Annotated in this window: 16 protein-coding genes; 6 read left to right on the top strand and 10 right to left on the bottom strand. The window is 39.0% G+C overall.

What is annotated here, in order from left to right; genetic code table 11:
• The first annotated feature begins 9 nt into the window (after positions 1-9).
• Both SLH55_RS06835 and murJ read left to right on the top strand, forming a co-directional pair.
• Positions 10-1,179, top strand: a complete 1,170-nt coding sequence (locus SLH55_RS06835; protein ID WP_320323013.1) for a glycosyltransferase family 4 protein — start codon at positions 10-12, stop codon at positions 1,177-1,179.
• A 105-nt stretch (positions 1,180-1,284) separates the two neighbouring features.
• Positions 1,285-2,799: a murein biosynthesis integral membrane protein MurJ gene (gene murJ, locus SLH55_RS06830; protein WP_320323012.1), complete on the top strand. Its 1,515-nt coding sequence runs from the start codon at positions 1,285-1,287 to the stop codon at positions 2,797-2,799.
• A gap of 56 nt (positions 2,800-2,855) precedes the next feature.
• Here murJ and SLH55_RS06825 read toward each other — a convergent pair whose 3' ends face one another.
• The gene (locus SLH55_RS06825; RefSeq protein WP_320323011.1) at positions 2,856-4,784 is read right to left on the bottom strand and encodes an S-layer homology domain-containing protein; all 1,929 of its coding nucleotides are present in this window, start codon (positions 4,782-4,784) and stop codon (positions 2,856-2,858) included.
• A gap of 144 nt (positions 4,785-4,928) precedes the next feature.
• Positions 4,929-5,927 (bottom strand): NlpC/P60 family protein, encoded by a 999-nt coding sequence (locus tag SLH55_RS06820; RefSeq protein ID WP_320323010.1) that lies wholly within the window; start codon positions 5,925-5,927, stop codon positions 4,929-4,931.
• A gap of 310 nt (positions 5,928-6,237) precedes the next feature.
• Here SLH55_RS06820 and SLH55_RS06815 point away from each other — a divergent pair.
• Positions 6,238-7,397 (top strand): IS3 family transposase gene (locus SLH55_RS06815; RefSeq protein ID WP_320323009.1). Its coding sequence is split into 2 segments (ribosomal slippage): positions 6,238-6,517 and positions 6,517-7,397, totalling 1,161 coding nucleotides; the frame shifts between segments, so codons are not numbered across the junction.
• Between the two features lie 54 nt (positions 7,398-7,451).
• Here SLH55_RS06815 and SLH55_RS06810 read toward each other — a convergent pair.
• Both SLH55_RS06810 and SLH55_RS06805 read right to left on the bottom strand, forming a co-directional pair.
• Positions 7,452-9,356, bottom strand: a complete 1,905-nt coding sequence (locus SLH55_RS06810; protein WP_320323008.1) for a S8 family peptidase — start codon at positions 9,354-9,356, stop codon at positions 7,452-7,454.
• A gap of 92 nt (positions 9,357-9,448) precedes the next feature.
• Positions 9,449-10,879, bottom strand: a complete 1,431-nt coding sequence (locus tag SLH55_RS06805) for an N-acetylmuramoyl-L-alanine amidase (RefSeq protein ID WP_320323007.1) — start codon at positions 10,877-10,879, stop codon at positions 9,449-9,451.
• Between the two features lie 245 nt (positions 10,880-11,124).
• Here SLH55_RS06805 and SLH55_RS06800 point away from each other — a divergent pair, with 245 nt between their 5' ends.
• Positions 11,125-12,828, top strand: a complete 1,704-nt coding sequence (locus SLH55_RS06800) for a DUF4855 domain-containing protein (protein WP_320323006.1) — start codon at positions 11,125-11,127, stop codon at positions 12,826-12,828.
• Positions 12,829-12,873: 45 nt separating this feature from the next.
• On the opposite strand, the gene SLH55_RS06795 is transcribed toward SLH55_RS06800, so the two are convergent.
• On the bottom strand, positions 12,874-16,434 hold the full coding sequence (locus SLH55_RS06795) for a S8 family peptidase (protein ID WP_320323005.1): 3,561 nt from the start codon (positions 16,432-16,434) through the stop codon (positions 12,874-12,876).
• Between the two features lie 344 nt (positions 16,435-16,778).
• On the opposite strand from SLH55_RS06795, the gene murB reads away from it, so the two are divergent.
• A complete protein-coding gene (murB, locus tag SLH55_RS06790) occupies positions 16,779-17,696 on the top strand; it encodes a UDP-N-acetylmuramate dehydrogenase (RefSeq protein ID WP_320323004.1) in 918 nt (305 codons plus the stop codon).
• Between the two features lie 141 nt (positions 17,697-17,837).
• On the opposite strand, the gene SLH55_RS06785 is transcribed toward murB, so the two are convergent.
• Positions 17,838-18,728 carry a helix-turn-helix domain-containing protein gene (locus SLH55_RS06785; protein WP_320323003.1) on the bottom strand — a complete coding sequence of 297 codons (891 nt, stop codon included), beginning with the start codon at positions 18,726-18,728 and terminating at the stop codon, positions 17,838-17,840.
• 332 nt (positions 18,729-19,060) lie between these two features.
• Between SLH55_RS06785 and SLH55_RS06780 the strand changes: the two genes are divergently transcribed.
• Entirely contained in the window at positions 19,061-19,528 is a 468-nt protein-coding gene (locus SLH55_RS06780) for an NUDIX hydrolase (RefSeq protein ID WP_320323002.1), read from the top strand.
• A 242-nt stretch (positions 19,529-19,770) separates the two neighbouring features.
• On the opposite strand, the gene SLH55_RS06775 is transcribed toward SLH55_RS06780, so the two are convergent.
• The 4 genes from SLH55_RS06775 to SLH55_RS06760 all read right to left on the bottom strand — a co-directional run bounded on the left by SLH55_RS06775 (position 19,771) and on the right by SLH55_RS06760 (position 23,427).
• A complete protein-coding gene (locus tag SLH55_RS06775; protein ID WP_320323001.1) occupies positions 19,771-20,181 on the bottom strand; it encodes a hypothetical protein in 411 nt (136 codons plus the stop codon).
• 214 nt (positions 20,182-20,395) lie between these two features.
• On the bottom strand, positions 20,396-21,139 hold the full coding sequence (locus SLH55_RS06770) for an NERD domain-containing protein (RefSeq protein WP_320323000.1): 744 nt from the start codon (positions 21,137-21,139) through the stop codon (positions 20,396-20,398).
• Between the two features lie 117 nt (positions 21,140-21,256).
• On the bottom strand, positions 21,257-22,183 hold the full coding sequence (locus SLH55_RS06765; protein ID WP_320322999.1) for a manganese-dependent inorganic pyrophosphatase: 927 nt from the start codon (positions 22,181-22,183) through the stop codon (positions 21,257-21,259).
• 185 nt (positions 22,184-22,368) lie between these two features.
• Positions 22,369-23,427 (bottom strand): DctP family TRAP transporter solute-binding subunit, encoded by a 1,059-nt coding sequence (locus SLH55_RS06760; RefSeq protein WP_320322998.1) that lies wholly within the window; start codon positions 23,425-23,427, stop codon positions 22,369-22,371.
• Positions 23,428-23,481: the final 54 nt, after the last annotated feature.

Raw genomic sequence — 23,481 nt, 5'->3', positions numbered from 1 at the left:
GGCATACTTATGAAAATATTAATCGCAACAGTTTACGATTATCCCCATGCCGGAGGATTATCGACCCATGTCACAACATTAAAATCCGGTCTTGAAAGCTTAGGACATGAGGTGGATGTATTATCCTTCTCTGATGTTTCTGCTTCAAAGCAAAATGTCTATGCTAAAGGACCAAGCTTTATCCTTAACAAGTTTAAAAAAGGGAAAGGCATTGTTTGGTCTCATAATGCGAGAAAAAATTTAATTCAAGCGTTAATCGAAAAAAACAAGGACAAGCAATATGACCTGATCAATGCTCAGGATCCATTTACAACCCTTGCTGCCCTTGAAACCGGAATCCCTACTGTTTCAACTGTACATGGATATATGACCTTTGAATCCATCAGTAAAGGATCTATGGATGAAGGCAGCGAAGAAGCTGCTTATATGAAGGAAGTTGAAATTAAGGCGTATAAAGGAACAAGAAAAATCATTACGGTCGATCAACGATTAAAAGAGTATGTGAAAGACATATCAGGAGTGGATGGAAATGCCATCCGCAACTTCATTGATATCCATAACTTTAAACCCGATCAAGAATTCAGGGACCAATTCCGTGATAAATACGGAATCTCCAGGGATGACCATGTATTATTCGTTCCTAGAAGGTTAACAAAGAAAAATGGTGTGATCTATCCGGCACTTTCATTGCCTAAAGTACTGGAGAAACACCCTAACACCAAATTAATTTATGCGGGAAGCGGAGAAGCTCTATCAGAAATCAAGAAAATTGTCGAGAAGCACTCTTTACAGGACAATGTTACTCTTCTTGGAGCCATACCTCATGATCAAATCAAAGAGTATTATGCACTGAGTGATGTCGTACTTGTGCCTAGTGTCCATTCTGCAGGTGTGGAAGAAGCCACTTCCATTTCTGCACTTGAGGCAATGGGTTCTGGATCTCCGTTAGTTGCTTGTGCAGTCGGTGGGCTAAAAGAGATTGTTGATCCGGAAGTGGACGGCTTACTTGTCGAAGAGCAAAATGTGGAAGAACTTTCAGATGCTATCATCTACTTCTTGGATCACCCTGAAGAAGGCCAGAGAATGGCAGCCAAGGCACGGGCGAAAATAGAGGAGCAATACTCTCATATCGCTGCTGCTAAAAAATATGAAGCCATTTATAAGAGTGCGCTGACTTAATTCAATCCAACCATAGAAGATCATATTGCTGACCATGAAGACACTGAATCCTTTTGGTCAGCATCTTTTTTAGATGAATATGGAATTTTAAAGCAGGTGACAAATGTGTCTACATTAAAAAAAACCGCCATTTGGATTACTCTATTGGCGTTAGTCCTCAAATTATCCGGATTTCTTAGAGAAAGTATCATTGCCAATGAATTCGGCGCTAATGAATACACAGATGGTTATTTATTAGCGTTTACCTTTATTACACTGATTGTCGCTATGATCGCCAATGGGTTTAATAATGTATTTCTACCTATGTATGTGAAAGAACGAAAAGAAAATCCGATTGAGACAGAAAGGAATGCGAACGGTATATTGAATAGCACCGTACTCCTTTTCTTAGGGATCACTGCCATTGGATATTTCCTTGTACCTTACTTCGTTCCTTTCATATTCGGTCACATGCACAAGACAACTGAAGAGATTGCAGTTGAAATCACACAGTTCTTCTTTCTTTTCATGAGTGCAATCGCATTAAACGGGATTTTAGAATCCTATTTACAAGCAAGGAGGGTTTTTGTCCCTTCTCAAATCTCCAAACTTCTGGCAACACTAATGGGTGCTATCTTTGCGCTCCTATTTTCAAACATTTGGGGAATACACAGCTTAGCCTACGGATTTATTTTCGGGACCGTTTTGGGTGCCATCATCCAATTTTCTTTCTTGTTGAAAAAAGGATTTCAATGGCAGCCTACATTACATGTCAATAAAGAATTTAAAAAAGCGTTTATCGCACTCATCATCCCGTCCTTACTAAATTCAATTGTCGGTCAAGTGAATATGTTCATCGACAAAACCTTTGCATCTGGAACGATAGAAGGAGCCGTTACCTATTTAAATAACGCTTCCCTACTCGTAAGTATTCCAAATGCGATCTATGCCACTACCATTGCGGCAATCATCTTTACTTTATTGTCTGAACAGGTGGACAATCCTACTAAGTTTCAAAATACATTCTTTATGGGACTTGAAATTTCCTTGTTAACACTCCTTCCGATTGCAGCCGGATTATTTGTGGTAGGAGACTCTGCTCTATCTTTCATATACGAACGGGGAGCCTTTACAAATGAAGATACACAGAATACGTATGTAGCTCTATTATTTTATTTACCTCTCATTGTCACTCAGGGGTTACAGTTTATTGTTTCTAAATCGATGTATGCCCGGGGAAAAACAGCCATCATCTTTAGAATTAGTGTGACAACAATCCTTGTAAATGTGGTAATGAACTACTTGCTCGTGGACAGAATGGGCTATGCCGGCTTGGCACTATCAAGTTCAATTGTAGCTGTCTATTACCTGGTCGTTTCCTCAATGGTTGTGTATAAGGATTTCGAGAAGAGCGAAGTAGCGAAATTAACCAGGCTGATCGCCCGTTCCATCCCGCCCACGCTAATCATGAGCGTGCCGCTTTATTTCATCCAAAAGATCGGGTGGTTCGAGGATCTATATTCTTTGTGGAAGCTGCTCATCTTAGTTCCATTAGGGGCTGTTATTTACGCCGTCAGTTTACGTCTATTTTATAGAGAAGGCTTTAACCGCCTCCTGCAGATGCTAAAAAGAAAAAAGTAAAGATACAATAATGAAAACAAGCCCCTCTTCTAATTAGAAGAGGGGCTTGTTGCTATTTACTTCGCTACATTCAATTCCCTTACATAATCACTGTGTATAAAAGCCTCTTTGTGATCTTTGGAATCAGAGATGACTTTGTACCATAGCCCATCAGATTTTTGCACCTCACCAATGATGGTAAGAGGGTAACCGACCTTGAAGATTTGGAACTGTATATCCGAAGATGTGGAAGGCTGAGAACGAACATTCAGTCCATACCTCTCAATTTCAGGATCGACGGCTTCACCTATACGATATGTTTTATTTAACATATCTTTACCACCGAGCTCTTTATCCATGATGTAGAAACCACCACCAACTTTCTGTCCCCAGTTAATGTCTGAAGCATAGTTGATATTCATCCCTACCGACTTATTTCCAAAAACCCCGCCTTTTCCGTATGGACCATTTGGATCAACATATTTCTTGAGCATAACCTCTTTAGCATAATAATTAATTGAAGCTGCATACGTTTCAAAGGTTAGCGCATTCTCATACGGGTTGGTATCGGTGGCATTGATTCCAAACAAGTTTTTCTTATCTCTTGCAATTTTTGATTCGCCATTGCCGGTCTCAAGCATAGCGTGAGATAACATTAAAAGGGCATTTACCCCAAATTGCTCCTCAGCAGCCTTGAAATCTTTCCCAAGCCCTACTAGTACACCATTAGGTGCTTTTTTTAGAATATATTGATTTAATTCTTCAGCGGTGTAGGCTGTCTTGGTCCTCACGGATATCCTGTTGAAATAAGGATAAGATTCGCCTACCACTTTTCCACTTTCATTGGTGTAGGTATGGCCATTCCACGAGTAATACTTCTGACCAGTGCTCATGAAGGCCGGGGCTTTCCCTACCGTATATGGATATTGATAGTTTTTCGTGATAGGGTAATAGATTCTATGAAGTAGATTTCCATTTTCCACATAGTAATAACTCTTACCTGTTGTTAATCCAGACGGTATCAGCGTTACATTTTCATGTTTCACATACCCGATGGTATCCGCAACCTGAACTTTAATTTTCTCTGAATCTGCCCCAAGATATTTCATTTCTGATTGGAAGGCGTTTGATACATAGGTTAGTTGTTTACTCAATGACTCATTATATATGACGGTAATACCCGAAGCAGGGTAACTTCCCACAGCAATACCACTCGCCATTTTAACCACTTTATCTCCAAGTAATACTACTTGATTATTTGGATTGGTGATAGAGCTCTCCGCTTTTTCAAATGTATCGTAGTTTCTATTAATAGGTACAATATCCCCATTACTGATAGAAGCTACCTTGAAATATGTATTCGTATCGGGATCACTCGGCTCTTCCGGCTGTTCCGGCGGATTTAAATCAAGCATTCTGTAGATAAAAGCTGCTGCCTGATCCCTTTTGGCATCATCCTTAGGCTTGAAATACGTTTTTCCATCCGTTACATACCCATTGATTATCTTATAATACACGTTCATTGAAACAGCCTGTTTAAAGCTGTTATTGATCTTGCCACTATCTTCGAATGTTAAATCCATAGACAAATCTTCATACCCCTTGTATAGCAAAGCTCTATAGATCATAGCAGCCATTTGTTCACGGGTTACGTTTTCATTTGGCCTAAAATTCCCATCCAAATATCCCGTAACAATTCCTACACCACTTGCACTATTAATCCCTTCTGCAAGTGAAGAAGAAGGTGATACATCTTCAAATTTTGTTTCTGTAATCACCGGAAGCTTCAGAGCTCTAGCAAGAAAGGTTGCAAACTCTCCTCGAGTCACATTAGCGTCGGGTTTGTAAATCCCCTCACCGTATCCTTTTATGATTCCCTGCTCCACCATAGCCCGCATTTCCTTCTCTAAAGTAATTCCGGTAATATCATCTTTTGCAAATACCGGAATCGAGTAAGAAAAAGCCAGCATGAACAATGTGATAATGATTCCAATCCTCTTTATCAATCTTATTTCCTCCATTTCTTCCTTAATTCGACATCCCTCCTCTTATTCTACCAAACTTATACTATAAAACTAAATACTTCTTTTATAAGTAAAATATACCAAAAGACCCTTATCAAATTGATAAGGGTCCATACATTTATACTACTATTTTACATTGTAGATTGCCGCTGCAAATTCAGCTCTCGTAGATTCATCGATTGCTCTAAATTTAGAAGTTTGATACAGTGTTGTTTTATCTAAATGATAAAGTGAATTAATAGCATCGCTAGCCCAATAGGAAACAGGTATATCATTATATACAAGGCTGCTTGCCATAGATACTTGGGTCTTGCTACTCAAGTCAAATGCACGATCCAAAATGACCGCCATCTGGGCACGGGTCATAGGTTCGTATGGTCTAAAGGTTCCATCGGTATATCCTTTGATAATACCAGCATGTTCAATGGCTGAGATATCTCCGGCAAAAGCATTGCTATTTCCAACATCATTAAAAGAATTGGTACCAGTAGAATCATATTCAAGAACACGATTTATGATAGCTGCTGCCTGCCCACGAGTGACTTGATCATCCGGACGGTAAGACTGGTCATTGTATCCCTTTATCACGTCTTGCTGATTTAGGACTTTGATTGCTTCGAACGCCGGGTGATTATCCGGCAAATCTTTAAACAGGCTGCCTTCAACAGGCTGTTCTACAATTCGTTTACCCTTTACAAACTTCGGTCCCCAATACGAACTGCTTAGTGATGATACCTTAATCCCACTGTTTTCTGCACTGATAAATGAATTATTTCCTATGTATATACCGGAATGTGAAATCCCTGGTTTATATGTATTTTCAAATAGAACAATATCGCCTGGTAACAATTCCGACTTTGAAACAGCTGTTCCTACTTTATACTGTTCCGCTGATGTTCTTGGTAAATCAATTCCAAATTTCCCATAGACATAATATAAGAATCCGGAACAATCAAAACCGCTTGGTGATGTTCCTCCGAACACGTAAGGGACTCCAGTATACTTCTTGGCTAAAGCAACGATTTCTTCACCTTTTGAAGCAGCTGATGCTTTCCATTGTGGCGCGAGGGACAAAGACAGAACAAATACTATTAAAATCCGACTAATTAACCTAAGCTGTTTCAACATATACACCCCGAAATCTTTTTTGTAGGAATTTTGTAGGAAAATTCTAGCTAATTTGTAGTTTAGCAGATTTTTCTGCCAATTTTCGTTACGATTTCATTACAATGATGTAACATTAGCGTATATTATGTAGAAACGGGTAAACATATGGAATGTGCGTGCAAAATTTGTCATGAAACTAAAGCTATTTTTGGGTATTTAGGAGAAATAAAAACACACGGAGAATAAATAGAGAGACCTAATAATATGAGACTGAATAAAACACCTTCAAGTAGTAAATAATTCATTTACATTTGGAGGTGTTTTTTCTATGGGTAATAAAATGTCCTATCCAGAAGAAGTTAAGAAAGAAGTTGTCCGTTTAAAATTAGAAGGTAATCATTCAAATCAAGAGCTAATGGAGATGTTCGGGATTAAGAATCGATCTCAGATTAAGACCTGGGTGATATGGTTCAAGAATGGTGAGACCCATCGTTTCGCTCAACCTCTTGGGAAACAATATTCTTATGGAAAAGGTCCTGATGATGAAAGTGAACTAGCCGAGTTACGAAAGAAAGTCGCTTATTATGAAATGCGCGAGGAATTGTTGGGAAAGTATCTGGAAATCGAAAGGAAGTGGTCCCAGAAGTATTCGTCGAGACCGTAGAGATGTTTAAACATAAATATACCGTTATTGCTCTTTGTGAATGCTTTGGAGTGGCTAAAGCTACTTATTATCGTTGGCGGGGAAAGGCATGGAGCCCATCAGAATTGGAGAAGAAAATCATTGATATTTGTGAGGATTTGAAATTTCGCATTGGGCACCGGATGGTTCGTGATCTCTTGGATAAAGAGCACAAACTCAAAATCAATCGAAACACTGTACAGCGAATTATGCAGAAATTTAACATTCAGTGCCGTGTTAAACCGAAAAGACAAAACTATATAGCTGGGGAAAGTAAAATCGTCGTGCCCAATTACTTAAACAGAAACTTCCATGCATCTAAACCAAATGAAAAATGGGTTACAGATATTACCTATCTTCCTTATGGTGAGAAAATGTTATATTTATCAACGATTATGGACTTGTATAATAACGAAATTCTTGCTTACACCATTAGTGATAAACAAGATAAAGCTTTAGTGCTAGATACGTTAAAGAGAGCGTGTGAAGGTCGTGATGTATTTGAATGCACCCTTCACAGTGATCAAGGCGCTCAATATACATCGTATGATTTTCAGGAAGACGCTAAAAAAAGAGGCATCATCACAAGCATGTCCCGACGAGGAAACTGCTTTGATAATGCCGTCATTGAATCCTTCCACTCCTCTTTAAAGTCAGAAGAATTCAGTCCTCTGGATCGAGGGAAACTAACTACCCATACAGTACGAAAGAAAATAGAATCGTACATGTATTATTATAATTATTGTCGACCTTTTACAAAATTAAACTGCCAGACTCCGATAGAGTTTAGAGTCATGGCAGCTTAGGTGTTTTATTTAGTCTTATTTAACTGTGTCACTCCATAAAATCTCCGTGTGTTTTTATTTAAAATCTGGTTCTTCCGCTCTAGCCAGAAAGACAGAAAATTCAGCTCTCGTTATAAATCGATGAGGTCTAAAGGTTCCATCCGTATATCCTTTCGTAATGTCCGATTCTACTAACGCGCCGATTTGCTTATACCCTGACATACTCTCTGAAACATCTAGAAAGTGAGTCGGATTCTGACTTCCTAACTGATAAGCATTTGCTACAAGAATGGCCATTTCCGCTCTGGTTACATATTGTGAAGGTTTAAAGGTAAGATCTGAAAACCCTTTAATCAACTTGGTTTCATAGGCACTTTGAATGTATCCGGAAGCAAAATAAGAAGGTTCTATGTCTTTAAATACCGTTTCTCTCATAGTGGGATCCAATTCCTTTATCCTGCCTACAAGTGCCAGTGCTTCCCCTCTTGTGATATTCTGGTAGGGGTGCAGCCCACCATCATTAAACCCGTTTAAAATGCCATGAACATTCAAATAAATCATATGAGTGGAAAACCACTGAGTTGATACCAGATCATAGAAGCTTGGGGAAGAAACATTTATTTTTCTTTTAATAAGATAGGTAGAGTTGTCGTCAAATGTATAATAAAAGGTATATTCATAGCTTCCAGTCGGTAGATAATCGTCCCAAGTATCATCCTTGATTGCTGATACTTCTATTCGGTCCGATCGTTTCACCTCGATTTTTTTGACGTCCTCACTTTTATAAATCATAAAGGTTACTTTCCCATTGGTCACCGTTGGGACGACGTCATTTCCTTCAGGGATATTCAATCGCAAGTCCTTCATTTGTACTAATCCATAGCCGAATTGAGAATCTTTCCCTTCTACTCCAAGGTCTTTTGCACTCCCTGTCAGTAAGTCCCTTACTTGCTGATTGGAATAGGTAGGGAACTGCTCTTTATAAAGGGCGAGAATTCCTGTTACATAGGGTACAGCCATGGAGGTTCCAGTCATATAGGCATATCCATCCCGGCTGCCATCGAATATATCTGCATTTAATGGAACAGTACTATAGATATTATAGCCTGGTGCCATCAACTCTAATTCCTTACCAGTAGCTGAAGTCGATACCCTCTGTTCTTTATCATTAATGGCACCCACTGCTATGACGCTGGGATATTTCGCTGGATATAACAGGTTATCTTCCGTACCGCCGGCTGTCCCATTATTTCCTGCCGCTCCTACAATCAGGATTCCACTTTGATATGCGCGATCGATCATTGTCTTAAGCGCAAGGTCGTTATCCTTAGTGGTAATGCTCATATTCACAAGGTCAATATCATTCTTGATGGCCCACTCTATTCCAGATAAAATGGTAGTCGTTGTCCCACCACCTGTACTGTCTAATGCCTTTATGGCAAATATTTCAGCTTCAGGAGCCACCCCGACAGTTCCTATGTCGTTATTAACAGCGGAGATCACACCTGCCACATGAGTCCCATGTCCATTATCATCCATAAACCCCATCGTACAATCTGCTTGAAGGACGCAAACGCCCCCACTCACCTTTAAATCCGGGTGCTGTGAATCAATACCGGTATCAAGAACCCCTATTTTAATTCCTTTCCCGGTAAGACCCGTACGTATTTCCGGTGTTATATTCAAAGGGTTAAAAGCCCTTGGTACTTTTTGTGTTTGAATTTCGTATGAATGGTTTACTTGTACTCCCAGGATATCCGGGGAAGCAACCAGCTTATCAGCTATGCTTTTGTCTGTTTTTACGGCAACAGATGAAATGGAACTATATGTATCTATTATTTGGACATGCTGAGATTGTAATAGATCCCAATTGATATCATCTTTAAAGATAAGAATATAATCATCTACACTTGTTTCAGCCTGTCCTTGAAGAGGAATAATCAATAGGAACAATAATAACAGGAAATACGTTTTTCTCATTAGATACGACCCCTTTTCTAAACCTAGTAAAAAAGGAAGTGCCCTTCAAGAGTTATTCTTGAAGGATCACCTCCCATTTAATCTCTCTCTATTTAGTGTAGCTTAGATGAAGGCTTTGCACCAACAGTATCGTACAATTTCAAAACATCTTTTTTCTCATAGTGATAGTAGTAGTCGAGTGTCCCTAAAAAAATAGCTTTTGCTGCCTGATCCTGCCAATACGATGAACGCAGTTTGTCGTTATCAGGTTTATAATCAATAAATCCAAGCTCTGTCAGTACCGCAGGCATTGTGTTCTCACGAATAACATGGAAATTACCGTGTTTGACCCCCCGATCGGTGGTTCCCCACGCAGTTAACAGTCGCTCTTGAATATAGGTGGCCAAAGCCTGACTTTGATCGATATTCGGATTTGTGCTAGCTATTCCATAATAGTAGGTTTCTGATCCATGAGCACTTCCATTAAAGGAATTGGCGTGAATACTGATGAACAAGTCACCACCTACCTGTTTGGCATAAGAAACACGATCTTCAAGCTCAACTTTATTATCCGTTGTTCTTGTCATTTTTACATTCAGAGGAGTTTGTTTAAAGTATTTCTCAGCCTTTAAAGCCGTTGCCAGAACAACATCCTTCTCATAGATCCCGAAGGCGCTTGCACCATTATCAGGTTTACCATGACCTGCATCCAATACGACCACTTCTTCAGATAACGGATCTACTGGTTCCGGAATGATCGGACCTGACAAATCATCACTTAAAAAGTCCATATGTAGGAAACCTTCTTGTCCCTTTAATGTGCGGACATAACCCCAATCGCCAATTTTATAGGCAATTTCCACAGGAATCCCGTAAGATAACTTATCAATAACTGGGTAATTGACAGATGGTCCGCTTCTGAAATTTAATATATTCGTATTTACATATTTTTTTTCAGGGAATAAAAGGGATTGCCCTTCCAACCTTAGTCCAGAGTTAATGGCACGGGCAAGGAAAACAGAGAAGTCCGCTCTTTTAATAGAAAGACTCGCCCCAAAGCTTCCATTTGACATTCCTTGTGCAATTCCCCGTTGCATCAATTCACTGGATGCGGATGAAACAGTCGTAGCATTATATTGAAACGCTCTACTGATTAATAATGCCATTTCCCCTCTCGTAACAGGAACGTTTGGCCTGAAAGTACCATCGTTATAACCACTGATGATTTTTTTATTTACAGCAGATTGAATATACCCTGATGCAAAGTTACCACTGCCGACATCTTTGAATATTGTATTGGTTTTCGTACCATTTAGATTCAGTGAACGTCCTATCATCGCAGCCGCTTCAGCTCTCGTTACTTCTCGATCAGGATAGAAATATCCATTCGAACCATTGACAATTTGACCGGTTGACAGAAAATAGATTTCATCTTTCGCCCTGTGAGTGTCTCCAATGTCTGTAAAGCCTGATGCTGAAGCAGGAGTAGCAATTAACCCAAAACTAAGAAGGACAATAATAGACAATAAGAACCTAAATTTCATTAATTTTTCCCCTTTTCCTTAATTTTCATGTTTATTCTATCATATGTATCGACAGAATCTAACAGTCTTTTAGGTATTTGAGAAAAAAGAATGAACCAATTATTGGAATGTACCTACCAGCGAATGATTCAATGACTTTACACACAAAAACAACATTAACAATATTTCCCTTAATAAGAAAATATATAGACAAACTAACCTAAATATGGAAAAGTAATAGTATTAATGATTCGGGAGGTCCACCTGTGCTACGTCATAAAATGATTAAATCGTTGCTCGTTCTATTGTCTCTATTTCTATTAAACTCTTCCATATCCTCGGCCAAAAACGTGTTTTCAGACATACCTAATGAATATTGGGCCTATAAAGAAATTCAATATTTAAGTAGTAAAAATGTCATTAAAGGGTATGATGACAAAACCTTTAAGCCAGGTTTACAAATTACCAGGAAGCAGGCTGCCATGATGCTTTCACGCGCGCTTTCCCTGCATCCAGAAGTAAAAATGAAACATCCCATAAGAGATATTTCTCGGAATACGACAGGTTTCGAAGCCATGAATGCGGTTGTAAAGAAGGGAATGTTCCATACATATGATGGTAAGTTTCTGCCTGATGAACCTTTTACCAGGCAGGATATGGCCAAAGCATTAACAGTTGCCTTTGAATTAGAAGGCTCTGGTGCATCGGTTTACAGCGATGTTCCCTATAAACATCCTTATTACCAATATATTGATAGTATAGCCACTAATAAGATTACAACGGGTTATACTGACGGAACCTACAGACCTGAGAATCCGGTCACAAGGGCTCAATTTTCGGCATTTCTCGCCCGGATCTTTATGTTTCCGCAAGCGTATGAAGTACGACAAGGGACAGAAGTAATTTATAAAGTGAAAGATGCCAATCAAGCCATTCAGCTTGCATTGAATGTAGAAGGTGCCACCGTTCATCCTGCCAATGATACCTTAAATACCTATGAGGAACTCCCTTCTTCAACAGCCAGCACAATTGGGAATGGAGTCCTTATTTATAATGGGAATGAAATTACAAATTACACAACTTTAAGTAAAGACTTTTTTAAACCTTATTTATCTTACTATCAAAATGGAACTTATCAAGGAAGAATGTTTGACACTTTCATCCTATTGGGAAGATCCTATCCTTATGGGGAATTTACAGAGTCACCTAAGAATCACGCGAACTATGGTGATTGGGAATGGTATTTAAATCGCACCCTAACCAAAGATGGTGCTGTTGACCTATTAAATTCAGCAGTAAAGGAACTGCCCGCTGTCGATGAAACCAATCTATTTTTAACCATTCCCTATCCTAAAAAATATGAAAATATCATTAATATAGATGGAACACTGGTAGAAAATAATTTGGATAGTCGCTTTTCTTTGGTTAAATGGTATATTGATGAAGCTTTAACAAGAATGAATACCTCTGACTATTCAACCGTACACTTGAAGGGCTTCTATTGGTTAAACGAAACAATCACAAATAAAGAGGATGAAAAGCTCCTTGAAATGGTGAGCGAATACGTAAAGAGTAAGGAGTTAAAATTCATTTATTCTCCTCACTCTCTGACTACCAATTTCGACTACTGGAAATCGTACGGCTTTGATGGTGCTTATCTTCAAAGCAATGCACATAAAATGAAATATAATGAAACAGAAGTAAAGACCTTGATCCATAAGGCGTTTCTTCGGGCTCAGATTAGAAATAGCGGTTTAAATTTAGAGATCGAGAATCATTCAAACAATACCATTTATCAAGGACTGGATAATTTCAGGATATACCTAGAAATTGCAAAGCTTTATAACCTACCCGGCAAAAGCTTTATTATGTACCAGGGAACGGAAATGATTAATCGACTGGCGACCGTTCAAACCCCTCACCATAGAGAGATGTATGATGAACTATACGAATTTCTTAACAGCCAATGATAAAAAACTCCTGAAGCTTTGCTTCAGGAGTTTTTCTTGTATTCCTTAATATACGTGGATTTTATATGGACTTACACTTGCGTCCCCATTTACTTCTTCCACCTTGATATAGTATGTTCCCTTTTTCAAGTGCAGTTGGAGGTATTCCAGATCGCCCCTGCCATAATGATCGGCTTTACCTACCTGCTTCCCTTTGGCATCATAGACAGTGATAACTCCGTCTAAATCAGATGGGAGTGTCAGACGGAACATCCTCTTCCCATCTTTCACCTGCTTAAATCGGTAATAATCTGTATCCCCTTTACTGCCAGTCATGTTCATATATCCCGCTTCATATGAAACACCGTTTGAATTTCGTAAAGCTAGTGGCTTTGAAGGCAATTTATTTTTCAAAACGGAACCTGCATCTTCATCTTTCTTCGATGCTTCCGTAACAGAGAGCTGGTATGGAACAAGGGAGGAATCAAAACGGAAATAGTTCTGTGCAAGAATAAAATATCCTTTCCCTTTCTTGGCTCTGAAAGCACCCCGTTCCTCATCATCCGCGAAACCATAATCAATGAATGTCAGGTTTCCTTCTTCTTCAGCTTCAAGCTTCCCATTTCCATTTTTATCTTCAAGAACGACCAGGACCGGATCAATTGACTTCTTAACCTCTCCAGGTAATTTACTATATTTAGAATCGATATCTCCCGGCGTTATGGTTACTCCAAATACACCTTCCTTGTCAGGTTTAAAATAGAATGTATCAATGTCCCCTGAACTTGAGAAATTCCCTTCAATTGGTTTCGTCGTGATTTTCTTTGCTGATTTAAAATCATCGTTATTCTCAAAACGATCACTGGTTCCTTTTATCATGGACGAAAGAGTGAATTCATATGGCTTATAATTCGCTCGATACATCGGGTCGCTCAATCGGATAAAGTAGGTGATTCCCTTTTTCAGTCCTACATACGAATCTTCCTTCAATTTAGGTGGGGCAAAAAAGGAGTCCGCTCCATTACTATAGACAATATCCAAATCCTTCACTTGTTTGTTATAAACAAACAAATCAAACATCGGTGCTGCATACCCTTCATGATTCGGCGTAAATAGATGGAATAGACCATCTGATTTCGGAGTAAAGCTGAACCAGTCCTCATCCCCTAAATATTGTGAGTATCCTTTCTGAGTTACTCCCTCTTCATAAGGCAAGGCTATTTCCTTAATCATATCGTAGAAGCTGTCTTCTTCCATCATCATGCCATATGGGTCCATCATCTTAAGCTTGGCTTCTTTAGAATACTCTTGAAACTTATCAATGAAGTCTTCCATTCCTTCCTCCGGAACATAATCAATTCTCGGGAATTGATCCTCGTCAATCGGTAGATCCTTCAATTCAATCGAGACTTTATAGGGATTATGAGATGAATAGGAGCGGTCATAGTTGATTTCAAATCCTGTACCCATCATAAAGAAGAACTCGTCAAAAAATGGTTTGTTTGTCACTTCCATGATATATTCTTGTCCCGGGATCACTTCAAATGAAGCTTCTTCCCCTTCACTTGTCCCATTTCCCCCTACAGAATCTATCATTTCTACCATTTCTTCATCTTCATATTTTTCTACCATATAAAGAGATAAACTAGAGTCAATACCGCTGACGTCTGATACATTCACTTTGATTACTTTAGAAGGTGCATCGGGGGCGGCAGGTACAGAGAATTTATAAAAGTCGGAATCCCCAGGTACACCCTTGAATAGTGGTTCTTCATCTGAATCATCTTCTTCAGCCGTATCCTCTGCAGGATTCGATGTGTCTTGATTCTCTTCATCCATCATGTCGTCAGGATACTCTTCCATGACGGACAATTCGTCTGTAAAATAATTCTCAAGCCCCGTTTCAGCTGGAAGTACGCCAAGGGAGACTGGATTGTCCATCGTATTAGTATCTTCTGGGAGGTCATTGAACCTTTCCACTGTCAAGTTGAAGGCAGATTCACCTTTCACATTATAATGCCCAAACGAATCCATCACTTTGATGAGTAAGGTGCCATCAGCTTTCGCTTGATAGAGTGATCCCTCTTCATTTTTTTTCGTTGAATCATTAATATCTGTTGTCTTCACCGGTTTGTCTTCACCGGATTCAAAAAAGGATAATTCCATCTTGTAATCATAGAGTTCCTGCCCATTTAAATCCAACTGAAGATACTCATCTTTTTTCATATTCACTTTATAATAATAGGCCTCATCCGGCTTTTTAAATGAACCCTTTTGAACTTCTTTATCTCCTACTTTTAGAAGAGTTGCTTTATTCTTCCCTTCATTCACTGTCATGTTAGGGTCAGCTGGAATATTCTTAGGATTGAAAGATAATACTTTCACCGGGTCAATCATGCCATACCCATATGTTGTATCATATCCTTTTTCTCCTAAATCCTTGGTTGTCTGAGTCAAGATATAGTTTACCTGATAAGGAGAGAGCTTCGGATATTTTGATAATAATAAAGATACAACTCCTGTCACCATCGGAGCAGACATGGACGTACCACTTAATTTCGCAAATGAAGATGTTTTATCGTAATCAAATACCGGAGAATAAATTTGTTCTCCAGGAGCAACGACATCCACTGACTTGCCATAGGTTGAGAATTCAGCCAATTCATTTTTATCATTTGTTGCCCCCACGCTAATAACATTTTCAAATGCAGCAGGATAATTAACCATATCTGCTCCGTCATTACCTGCAGAAGCAACCACTATAATTCCTGCATCGGTCGCTTGTTTTACAGCATCTTTGATGATTGGGGAAGGAAAATATGTGCCTAAACTCATATTAATGACTTTCACTTTTTGGCGGATCGCTTCTAGCACTCCTTCAGCTATCGTATAATCTGTCACGAACATCGAACGATTGAACACATCGATGGACACGATATCCGAGTTTGGTGCCACTCCGAATCCACCTATGCCATTTCCTTTTTCCGCTGCAATAATTCCTGATACATGTGTTCCATGGATATCCGGCTGTCCTTTTTTCAAAGGATTCATCGCATTCTTATTCACGACCACCTTATTTTTCAACTCTGGATGATTAACTTCTACCCCTGTATCTATAACCCCTACCTTCACTCTATTCTTACCTGCTAAACGCTGGGCCTTTTCTATGGACAGGGTGCTTAAATGGTACATTCTAGACGCTTTAAAATCACTCGTATCCATTTTATGTACAAGAGCACTTCTTGTTACACCCCGAACTCCTGGAAGGTTGGCGTAATTTTCTGCCACCTTCATTAAGTTGTCGGGGTTACTGACAGTGATGACATCATAATGGAGTGAAGATATACGTTTCTTAAGTGTCCCGCCTGCCTTCTTATGCTGAGCTGCAGAGATTGGTGATGTGTAGCGGATAATAAGCTGATCGTTCGTGAAGGCCTGCTTTTCATCCTTTGTAACACTCGCAATCTTGGCAGCGTTTTTTTCCAAACCTAATCGATTCTTCAAATCTTGTAATGTTTCTTCAGGCTTTTTTGAGCTTTCAGCGTAAGTAAAGTCTGGCAGTACAATACCCATTAACATTGTAGTGGCTAATCCGGTAGCAAGCCCTTTTTTCCAATTAGAGATCATTCTGATTCCCCCTAGAGTTATATAACACTCATAAATGATTCTGCATTTTTTGGTAATTTCCTCTAATTATTGAAAATATTTCTTACCTTCTGTTATTACACCTTTTGACTATGAGTTGGATAGAGGGGCGATTATCGATAATGTCGGAAAAACATTAGGAAGAAAAATGGTTAAAAAAGGTACTATTCATGCTTTAAGTCAATTTGTTCACTTTCTTATTTGGGGGAAAAGAAGCGTTTTATGTTCAAAGGGTTTAACTTATTACCCAATTAGGCATATAATATAACAGTGATTCATTTGAAATAACGAACATAAAATTTACTTTTTTAATAGGACTGATTTAAATGATAAAAAAGAATGAGATTTATCAACGATTATCTGGCGTCATAGCAGAGGAAAATATAAAAACAGATGAATTATTACGAAACCATCTGTACACAAAGCTCGGGGGAAAAGCGGATTTCTTCATTACTCCTACCACCTACGAAGAAGTACAGAGTGTCGTGAAGCTGGCGAACGAAATGGATTTTCCTTTCACACTGTTAGGGAATGGGTCGAACCTGATCGTGAAAGACGGAGGAATTCGCGGAGTGGTTCTTCACTTAAAGAACTTCAATGAAATTAAGACGAACGTCTCCCAGATCGTTGCCCAAAGCGGCGCAGCTATCATCGATGTATCAAGAAGAGCTCTAGCGGAACGGTTATCCGGCTTAGAGTTTGCCTGTGGAATTCCTGGGACGGTTGGCGGAGCATTGTTTATGAACGCAGGTGCGTATGGCGGAGAAATAAGCGATGTATTGGATTATGCTTATGTGGTCGATCGGAACGGAGAATTAGTCAAGCGGACAGCAGCAGACCTTGAACTGGATTACCGTCACAGTAATATTGCCGAAAACGGAGACATTGTTCTTGAAGCGACCTTTAGCTTAAAACCAGGGAATTATGATGAAATCAAAGAGCTGATGGATGACTTGACCTATAAACGTGAATCTAAGCAGCCACTAGAATATCCGTCATGTGGGAGTGTATTCAAGCGCCCGCCTGGATACTTTGCAGGTAAATTAATTCAAGACAGTGAACTTCAAGGTACCAGCATCGGTGGAGCCGAGGTTTCAACTAAGCACGCAGGTTTTATTGTCAACAAAAATAATGCAACAGCAACCGACTACATTGCCCTAATTGAACATGTTCAAAAAACGGTAAAAGAAAAGTTTAACGTCGATCTTGAACGTGAAGTGAAAATCATAGGAGAAGACGATTAATAATGAAAAGAAGCTTGAGGGAACTCCCTCAAGCTTTTTCTATTGATTGTTCAGTGTAACTGATATTTATTCAACCCAAAAGAAATGAAATGGCGATTATTCTCGTTTCACCGCCTACTCCATCGCCCCATCCACTTCTCTCTATTCCGATAATTTATTTATGTATACGTTTCTCTTTTCATTTAGGAAATGATAATATTTTTTATCTTCCTTCATTTCAAAAATCAAGAGTGCCTTCTCTATATGAGACAAAGCCATAACGAAATTGTTTTGAAGTTCATAATTGTAACCGATATGATAATGCAACTCCGCCAGCAAATGTAAATTCTCCGTATCGATACACCACCGTATCCCTTCTTGGCAGCATTCGATGGATTCTTCAAATCTTGATTGCCGTGAAAATACTCTTGCCATATTGTACAATAATCTGGTTTTAATCGATTTGTTATGAACTTCCCCTTCTAGCCTTAGGGAATTTTCAACTTTATGATAGCATTCTAATGCTTCTGCTAGATTATTTTCTTTAAATTGGATGGCACCTATCGTTAATTGAATTTCCATCTCCCTCTCCGATAATGCTTTTTTCAGATTCCGAGTGAGGGTAAAGGCGGATTGTAAGGTTTCTAACGAAGTTATACTATCATTTTCAACTTCGAATTGGTAAATGCCCTTATGCCAGAGAAGAAGCTGGAAGTTGTATGGATGAGAGATAAATACTTGATTTCTCTCTTCCACCTTGACTATTTCAATCATTTCCTCAAACTGCCTCGCTCTTCTTAGCTTCCATAATTGTCTTTCCACTTCTTTTACATAATCTAATCGTGGAATCGTAGCAATCTCGAAGAAGAAATTTATGTCCACCCCAAGCTTTTTGGATATTTGATAAAGCGATGTCGCACTAGGATATACATCTCCTTTTTCTATTCGGCTGATGAGGGCCTGGGTACACACACCATCCGCTAATTCACCTTGGGTTAATCCTATGGCTTTTCTTAATTCTTTTATCTTATTCCCAACTATGGAATAATCCATCTTTTCACCACACATTCAAAGTCTTCAGGCGGTATGTCTTTTCGAAATATTAATATATTTATATTATTTTAGGAATCTTAAAGGAATTCCTCCTACAGCTTTATTAACACCTAATAGTGCCCTGAGACCATCAATACATAACTTGCAGGAATATGATTTAATACATGTAACGACAAATTACAATACCTTTTGATAGCATTTCCCATTCCAGGGAGGTGCTCTTTTTTTGGTTATGTATAGTATATCAATTTGCCAATCTTATTTATATTTTTCTATAATAAGTAATATTATGGATATTCGATCCATTCATACTATAAGAGAGGAGAGTATCTATGAATGATTATATAAAGAGTATGCGTGAAAAAATCGGAAATGATACCCTTTTAACAGTGGGATGCGGGGCATTTATACAAGATAAAGAAGGAAAACTTCTTCTTCAAAGAAGATTTCCTGATGGTTTATGGGGGATACCGGGTGGAATAATGGAAATTGGAGAATTCTTTGAAGAGACCGTCAAAAGGGAAGTGTACGAAGAAACAAACTTAGAGATCACCAATCTTAAGCTATTCAGAATTTACTCAGGTAGTAAAGGGTTCGCGACATACCCAAATGGAGATAGAGTATACAGTGTTCAAATCATTTTCCTTGCCACCGAATATAAGGGACTATTGCAGAAAAACATTGAAAGCAGCGAACTTTCATTCATTTCAAAGCAAGACCTTCCCTTAAATATTAATTCTCATCAAGAACCCTTTATTATGGACTGGGTGAAAGATGTAGAAACCCCTGTCATTAAATAAGATCGAAATAAAAATATTAACATATTTATATTTTACTAGAATAATGGATTATTCAACTGTTTTCTCATCATATTAATGCCTATTCAATGCGAGAGTCTAAATACATATATTTTAGAACTATGTTTTAATAAATGTAACGACAAATTACAATACCTTTGGACGGCACTTTTCCTAGTGAGAAGTGCTCTTTTTTTTGTTATCAAATGAAGACGAGGTATATTCTTTGAAATGACGACAAGATGTCAGAATTGATAATCCCAAAGGATTTTCCACTCCCCCTCTTCCTGTACAGTATAGCATGTCTGATAAATGGTCAATTTTCCAAATTGACTGTCGTATTTCATCGCTACTTTACCTTTTTTTACATTTTTAAAAGTTGGTCCATCTTTACTGAATTTGAATTCTTTTTGATCGGTTATCTCTTCGATTTCCACCTTAAAGGTGTCCACACCCATATGCCCCATGAACACATGATTCTTGGTCTGGATATAAGTAGATTTACTAAACTTTTTCTTCATCTCAGAATGAAATAGATCCCACGAACTACCAAAATCACCCATTTTCTCAAAATCATAAAAATCTTTCATTACTTGTTCGGGATTATTCGAGTGCCTATCTCCTACATTTATAAATAGAAAAATCAATGTGAACATCACACCTATCCCCAAAAGCAAAAAAGGAACCGGACTCCTCCTCTTCCTCATATCTCCCCACCTCAAATAAACTCATCTACTCCTATCTTTATGAGCAGATGAGCAATATATGTGAATTAAACGAAATTATGAGGGACGGACCTTTGATTCATAAGGTGGATTTTTTTTGAAATTCATGATGTCTCCCCTCTCTCATCAAATATCTATCATATCATTAAGCTATAAACCGACAATTCGGAAAGTTACTGCACCCTTTAAATGTTCCTGTCCCATCTTTACGGTTTCGGGTCACCAATGAATTTCCACACTTAGGGCAAACACCTGAATTCACTATTCGCTTCTTTTCTTGTTGATCTACCCTGACTTGTTTAATATGTGCTTTGGCTGCTTTATTTTCTACTATCATCCTTGACTTCAGCCGTTCAGAGATTCCCTTTATTTGAAAGCGGCTAAGGACTGACTCATCATGCTTCTCAATAAGTTCTACCAGTTGATTGGAATGGATAACGAAAGATTGAGGGGAAGTGATATCCATTTTTTTAATAGTGGACCTGGGATCGAAGGCAATCACTGAATAATAAGGAGGTTGAATTTGACTGCCAATCAAATTTTCAATGGCCTTAATATGGCCATAGTTTTGGTGAAGCGGATTATGAAAGGATTGCTTACGCTTATAAATGACCTGGGTCCACTTTTTACTTCTTTCGCTCCCGTATATCCAGCCTTGATAATTTTTTGTTTCGATCACAAAGATTCCGGCTCCTGAAAGAACCACATGATCAATCTGAGTGGTTTTACCATTTTGCGAAGGGAGCAAAACATCGTGTAAAACAACATAACGATCCGGGTTCAGTTTACTGAGGTAGTACTTCACTTTTCTTTCTCCAATCTTTCCTTTAAATGATGGGGATGAAGCAAGAATCACCATCACTATGAATAGTAATAAAAGATAGCTCATTAGAAGAAGCCTCCCTATGGAATAATTATACAAATTACATATTATCACAAAAGGCAGGACTTATTACCCTCTTTTATTCAAAAAAAAAAGCAGCCTAAGGCTACTTCTTTCACCATATTATTTCATCGCATCCGTCAACACAGGTACGATCTGCTTCTTACGGGATACCACGCCTTTTAATAGCGCCGTGTTATTTTCGAGCGTTACATTAAATGCTTTTTCAACCTCTCCTGCTTTGCTACCAAGAGCAAGTGCCGTAGAGTCGTTTTCCAGGATGTCCGTGACAACAAGAAGGAACAGGTCCAGTCCTTTTTCCTTAATCATCGTTTCCATAGCAGCTTCCACTTCCGCCTGGCGACCGAATACATCATTCGTATCGACAACGTTGATTTGAGCTACTTCCACTTTCGCGGTACCCATCGAGAATTCTTTCGCATCTAGAGTCACAAGTTCAGCGACTGATTTCGTGCTCATGTTCGCGCCGGCTTTCAGCATTTCCAAGCCGTACACTTCCGGATCGACTCCTGCGATTTCAGCCAGTTCTTTTGCTGCCGCTACGTCTTCGTCTGTGCACGTAGGAGATTTAAATAGAAGGGAATCCGAGATAATTGCTGAAAGCATCAATCCAGCCATTTCCTTCGTCACTTCCACGCCTTTTTCTTTGTAGATCTTGTTTAAGATCGTTGCCGTACAGCCAACCGGCTCAGCGCGGTAGTACAGGGGATCTGCGGTTTCAAAGTTCGCGATACGGTGGTGATCGATGACTTCAAGAACGCGGACTTCCTCGATGTCCTCAGCACTTTGCTGACGCTCGTTGTGATCAACTAGGATGACCGTATCGGTTTCACCGGCAACCTTTTCTACTAAACGAGGGGCCTCTACGTTGAAATAATCAAGGGCATATTGCGTTTCGCCGTTCACTTCACCTAAACGTACAGGCTCGACGTCCATGCCGATCTTCGTTTTCAAATCAGCATATACCAGTGCAGATGTAATCGTATCCGTGTCAGGATTTTTGTGGCCGAAAATTAGTGTTTTACTCATTGATCATTCTCCTAACTCTATGTAATGTGGTGCGTTGATTTACTGTCTTTACATTTTCTTATATTACCATATATAGAAGCAAAACCGTATCTGTTGGCGATGATTTTTTCTAGTGATGAAGGAGGTAATATTTCCAAATTCTACGTTTTAAAAGTGTACAGGGATAAACGTGGGATTCAAAAACTCTATTGTCCTGTGCTTCCGTTGATTTCTCTCAACTTTCTCATCAATTCCTCCCCAAATACATCCTCATACTTCTCATACAAAGGTGCCAGCTTCTCTTTCCACTCTTCTTTCTCTCCATTCAACAGAATATGAACATCCAAATCGGTATTTCGCTTTATCTCCCTCATTTGACTATCATTCATTTCAATGGAATGTCTGCGGATCCAGTCTGTTGTTTGTACCATCGCACTGTCTATTTCTTCCTGGTACTCCTCAGGTAACCCATCCCAAAACTCTTCGTTCATCAACACCACGTATCCAAGATAGGAATGATTGCTGACCGTAAGATACGATTGATGGTCATAAAGCTTTTTAGAGTAAATATTAGTGATCGTATTCTCCTGTCCGTCAATAAAACCAACCTCAAGATTCTCATACGTTTTATTAAATGGGAGATCACTTACCGCTGCCCCCATGGTTTGGTATTGATCTTTAATGACTTCACCCGGCATTGTGCGAAAATGTAGTCGATTGAAATCTGCGGGGGTGATTAAAGGACGCTTATTATTCGTAATTTGTTTAAAACCGTTATACCAGAAGGTAACACCCTTCACGCCTTCACGTTCTTCTACTTTCTCTAGTAATAGTTTCCCTATCTCCCCTTCAAATGCTTGTTGAACTTGATCATAACTCTTAAAGGCAAAGGGTAAATCAAATAATCCAAACTCAGGTACATAGTAAGATACTTTGGATGTAGCCGGGATGATCATTTGCACATTATTATTCTTAAGGGCATCCCATTCACTAATATCTGAATAAAGAGATCCGTTCGGGTAGATCTCCACCTTTACTTTTCCCTTTGTACTCTCTTCTACAAGAGCTTTAAAGCGCCTTACCGCTTTTCCTTTAGGTGTGTTTTCCGACACGACATGACTCACCTTGATGACGATTTGACCCCTCATTTTTTCTTGATCATCGTCATATTCAGCGGAGAACCCATCACGGCTTTGAAATCCAACCACATAGGCAGTCACAATCCCTGTCAATATAAAGAAACCTATAAATAAAAAGGTCCTCACAAGCTGAATCCTCCTCTTTCAGATTCTATTAAAAATGGTACAATAACTTTGAAC

Source organism: Rossellomorea sp. YZS02, assembly GCF_033963925.1.
Lineage (GTDB): Bacteria > Bacillota > Bacilli > Bacillales > Bacillaceae_B > Rossellomorea.
This window is presented reverse-complemented; position numbering and strand designations above follow the sequence as displayed.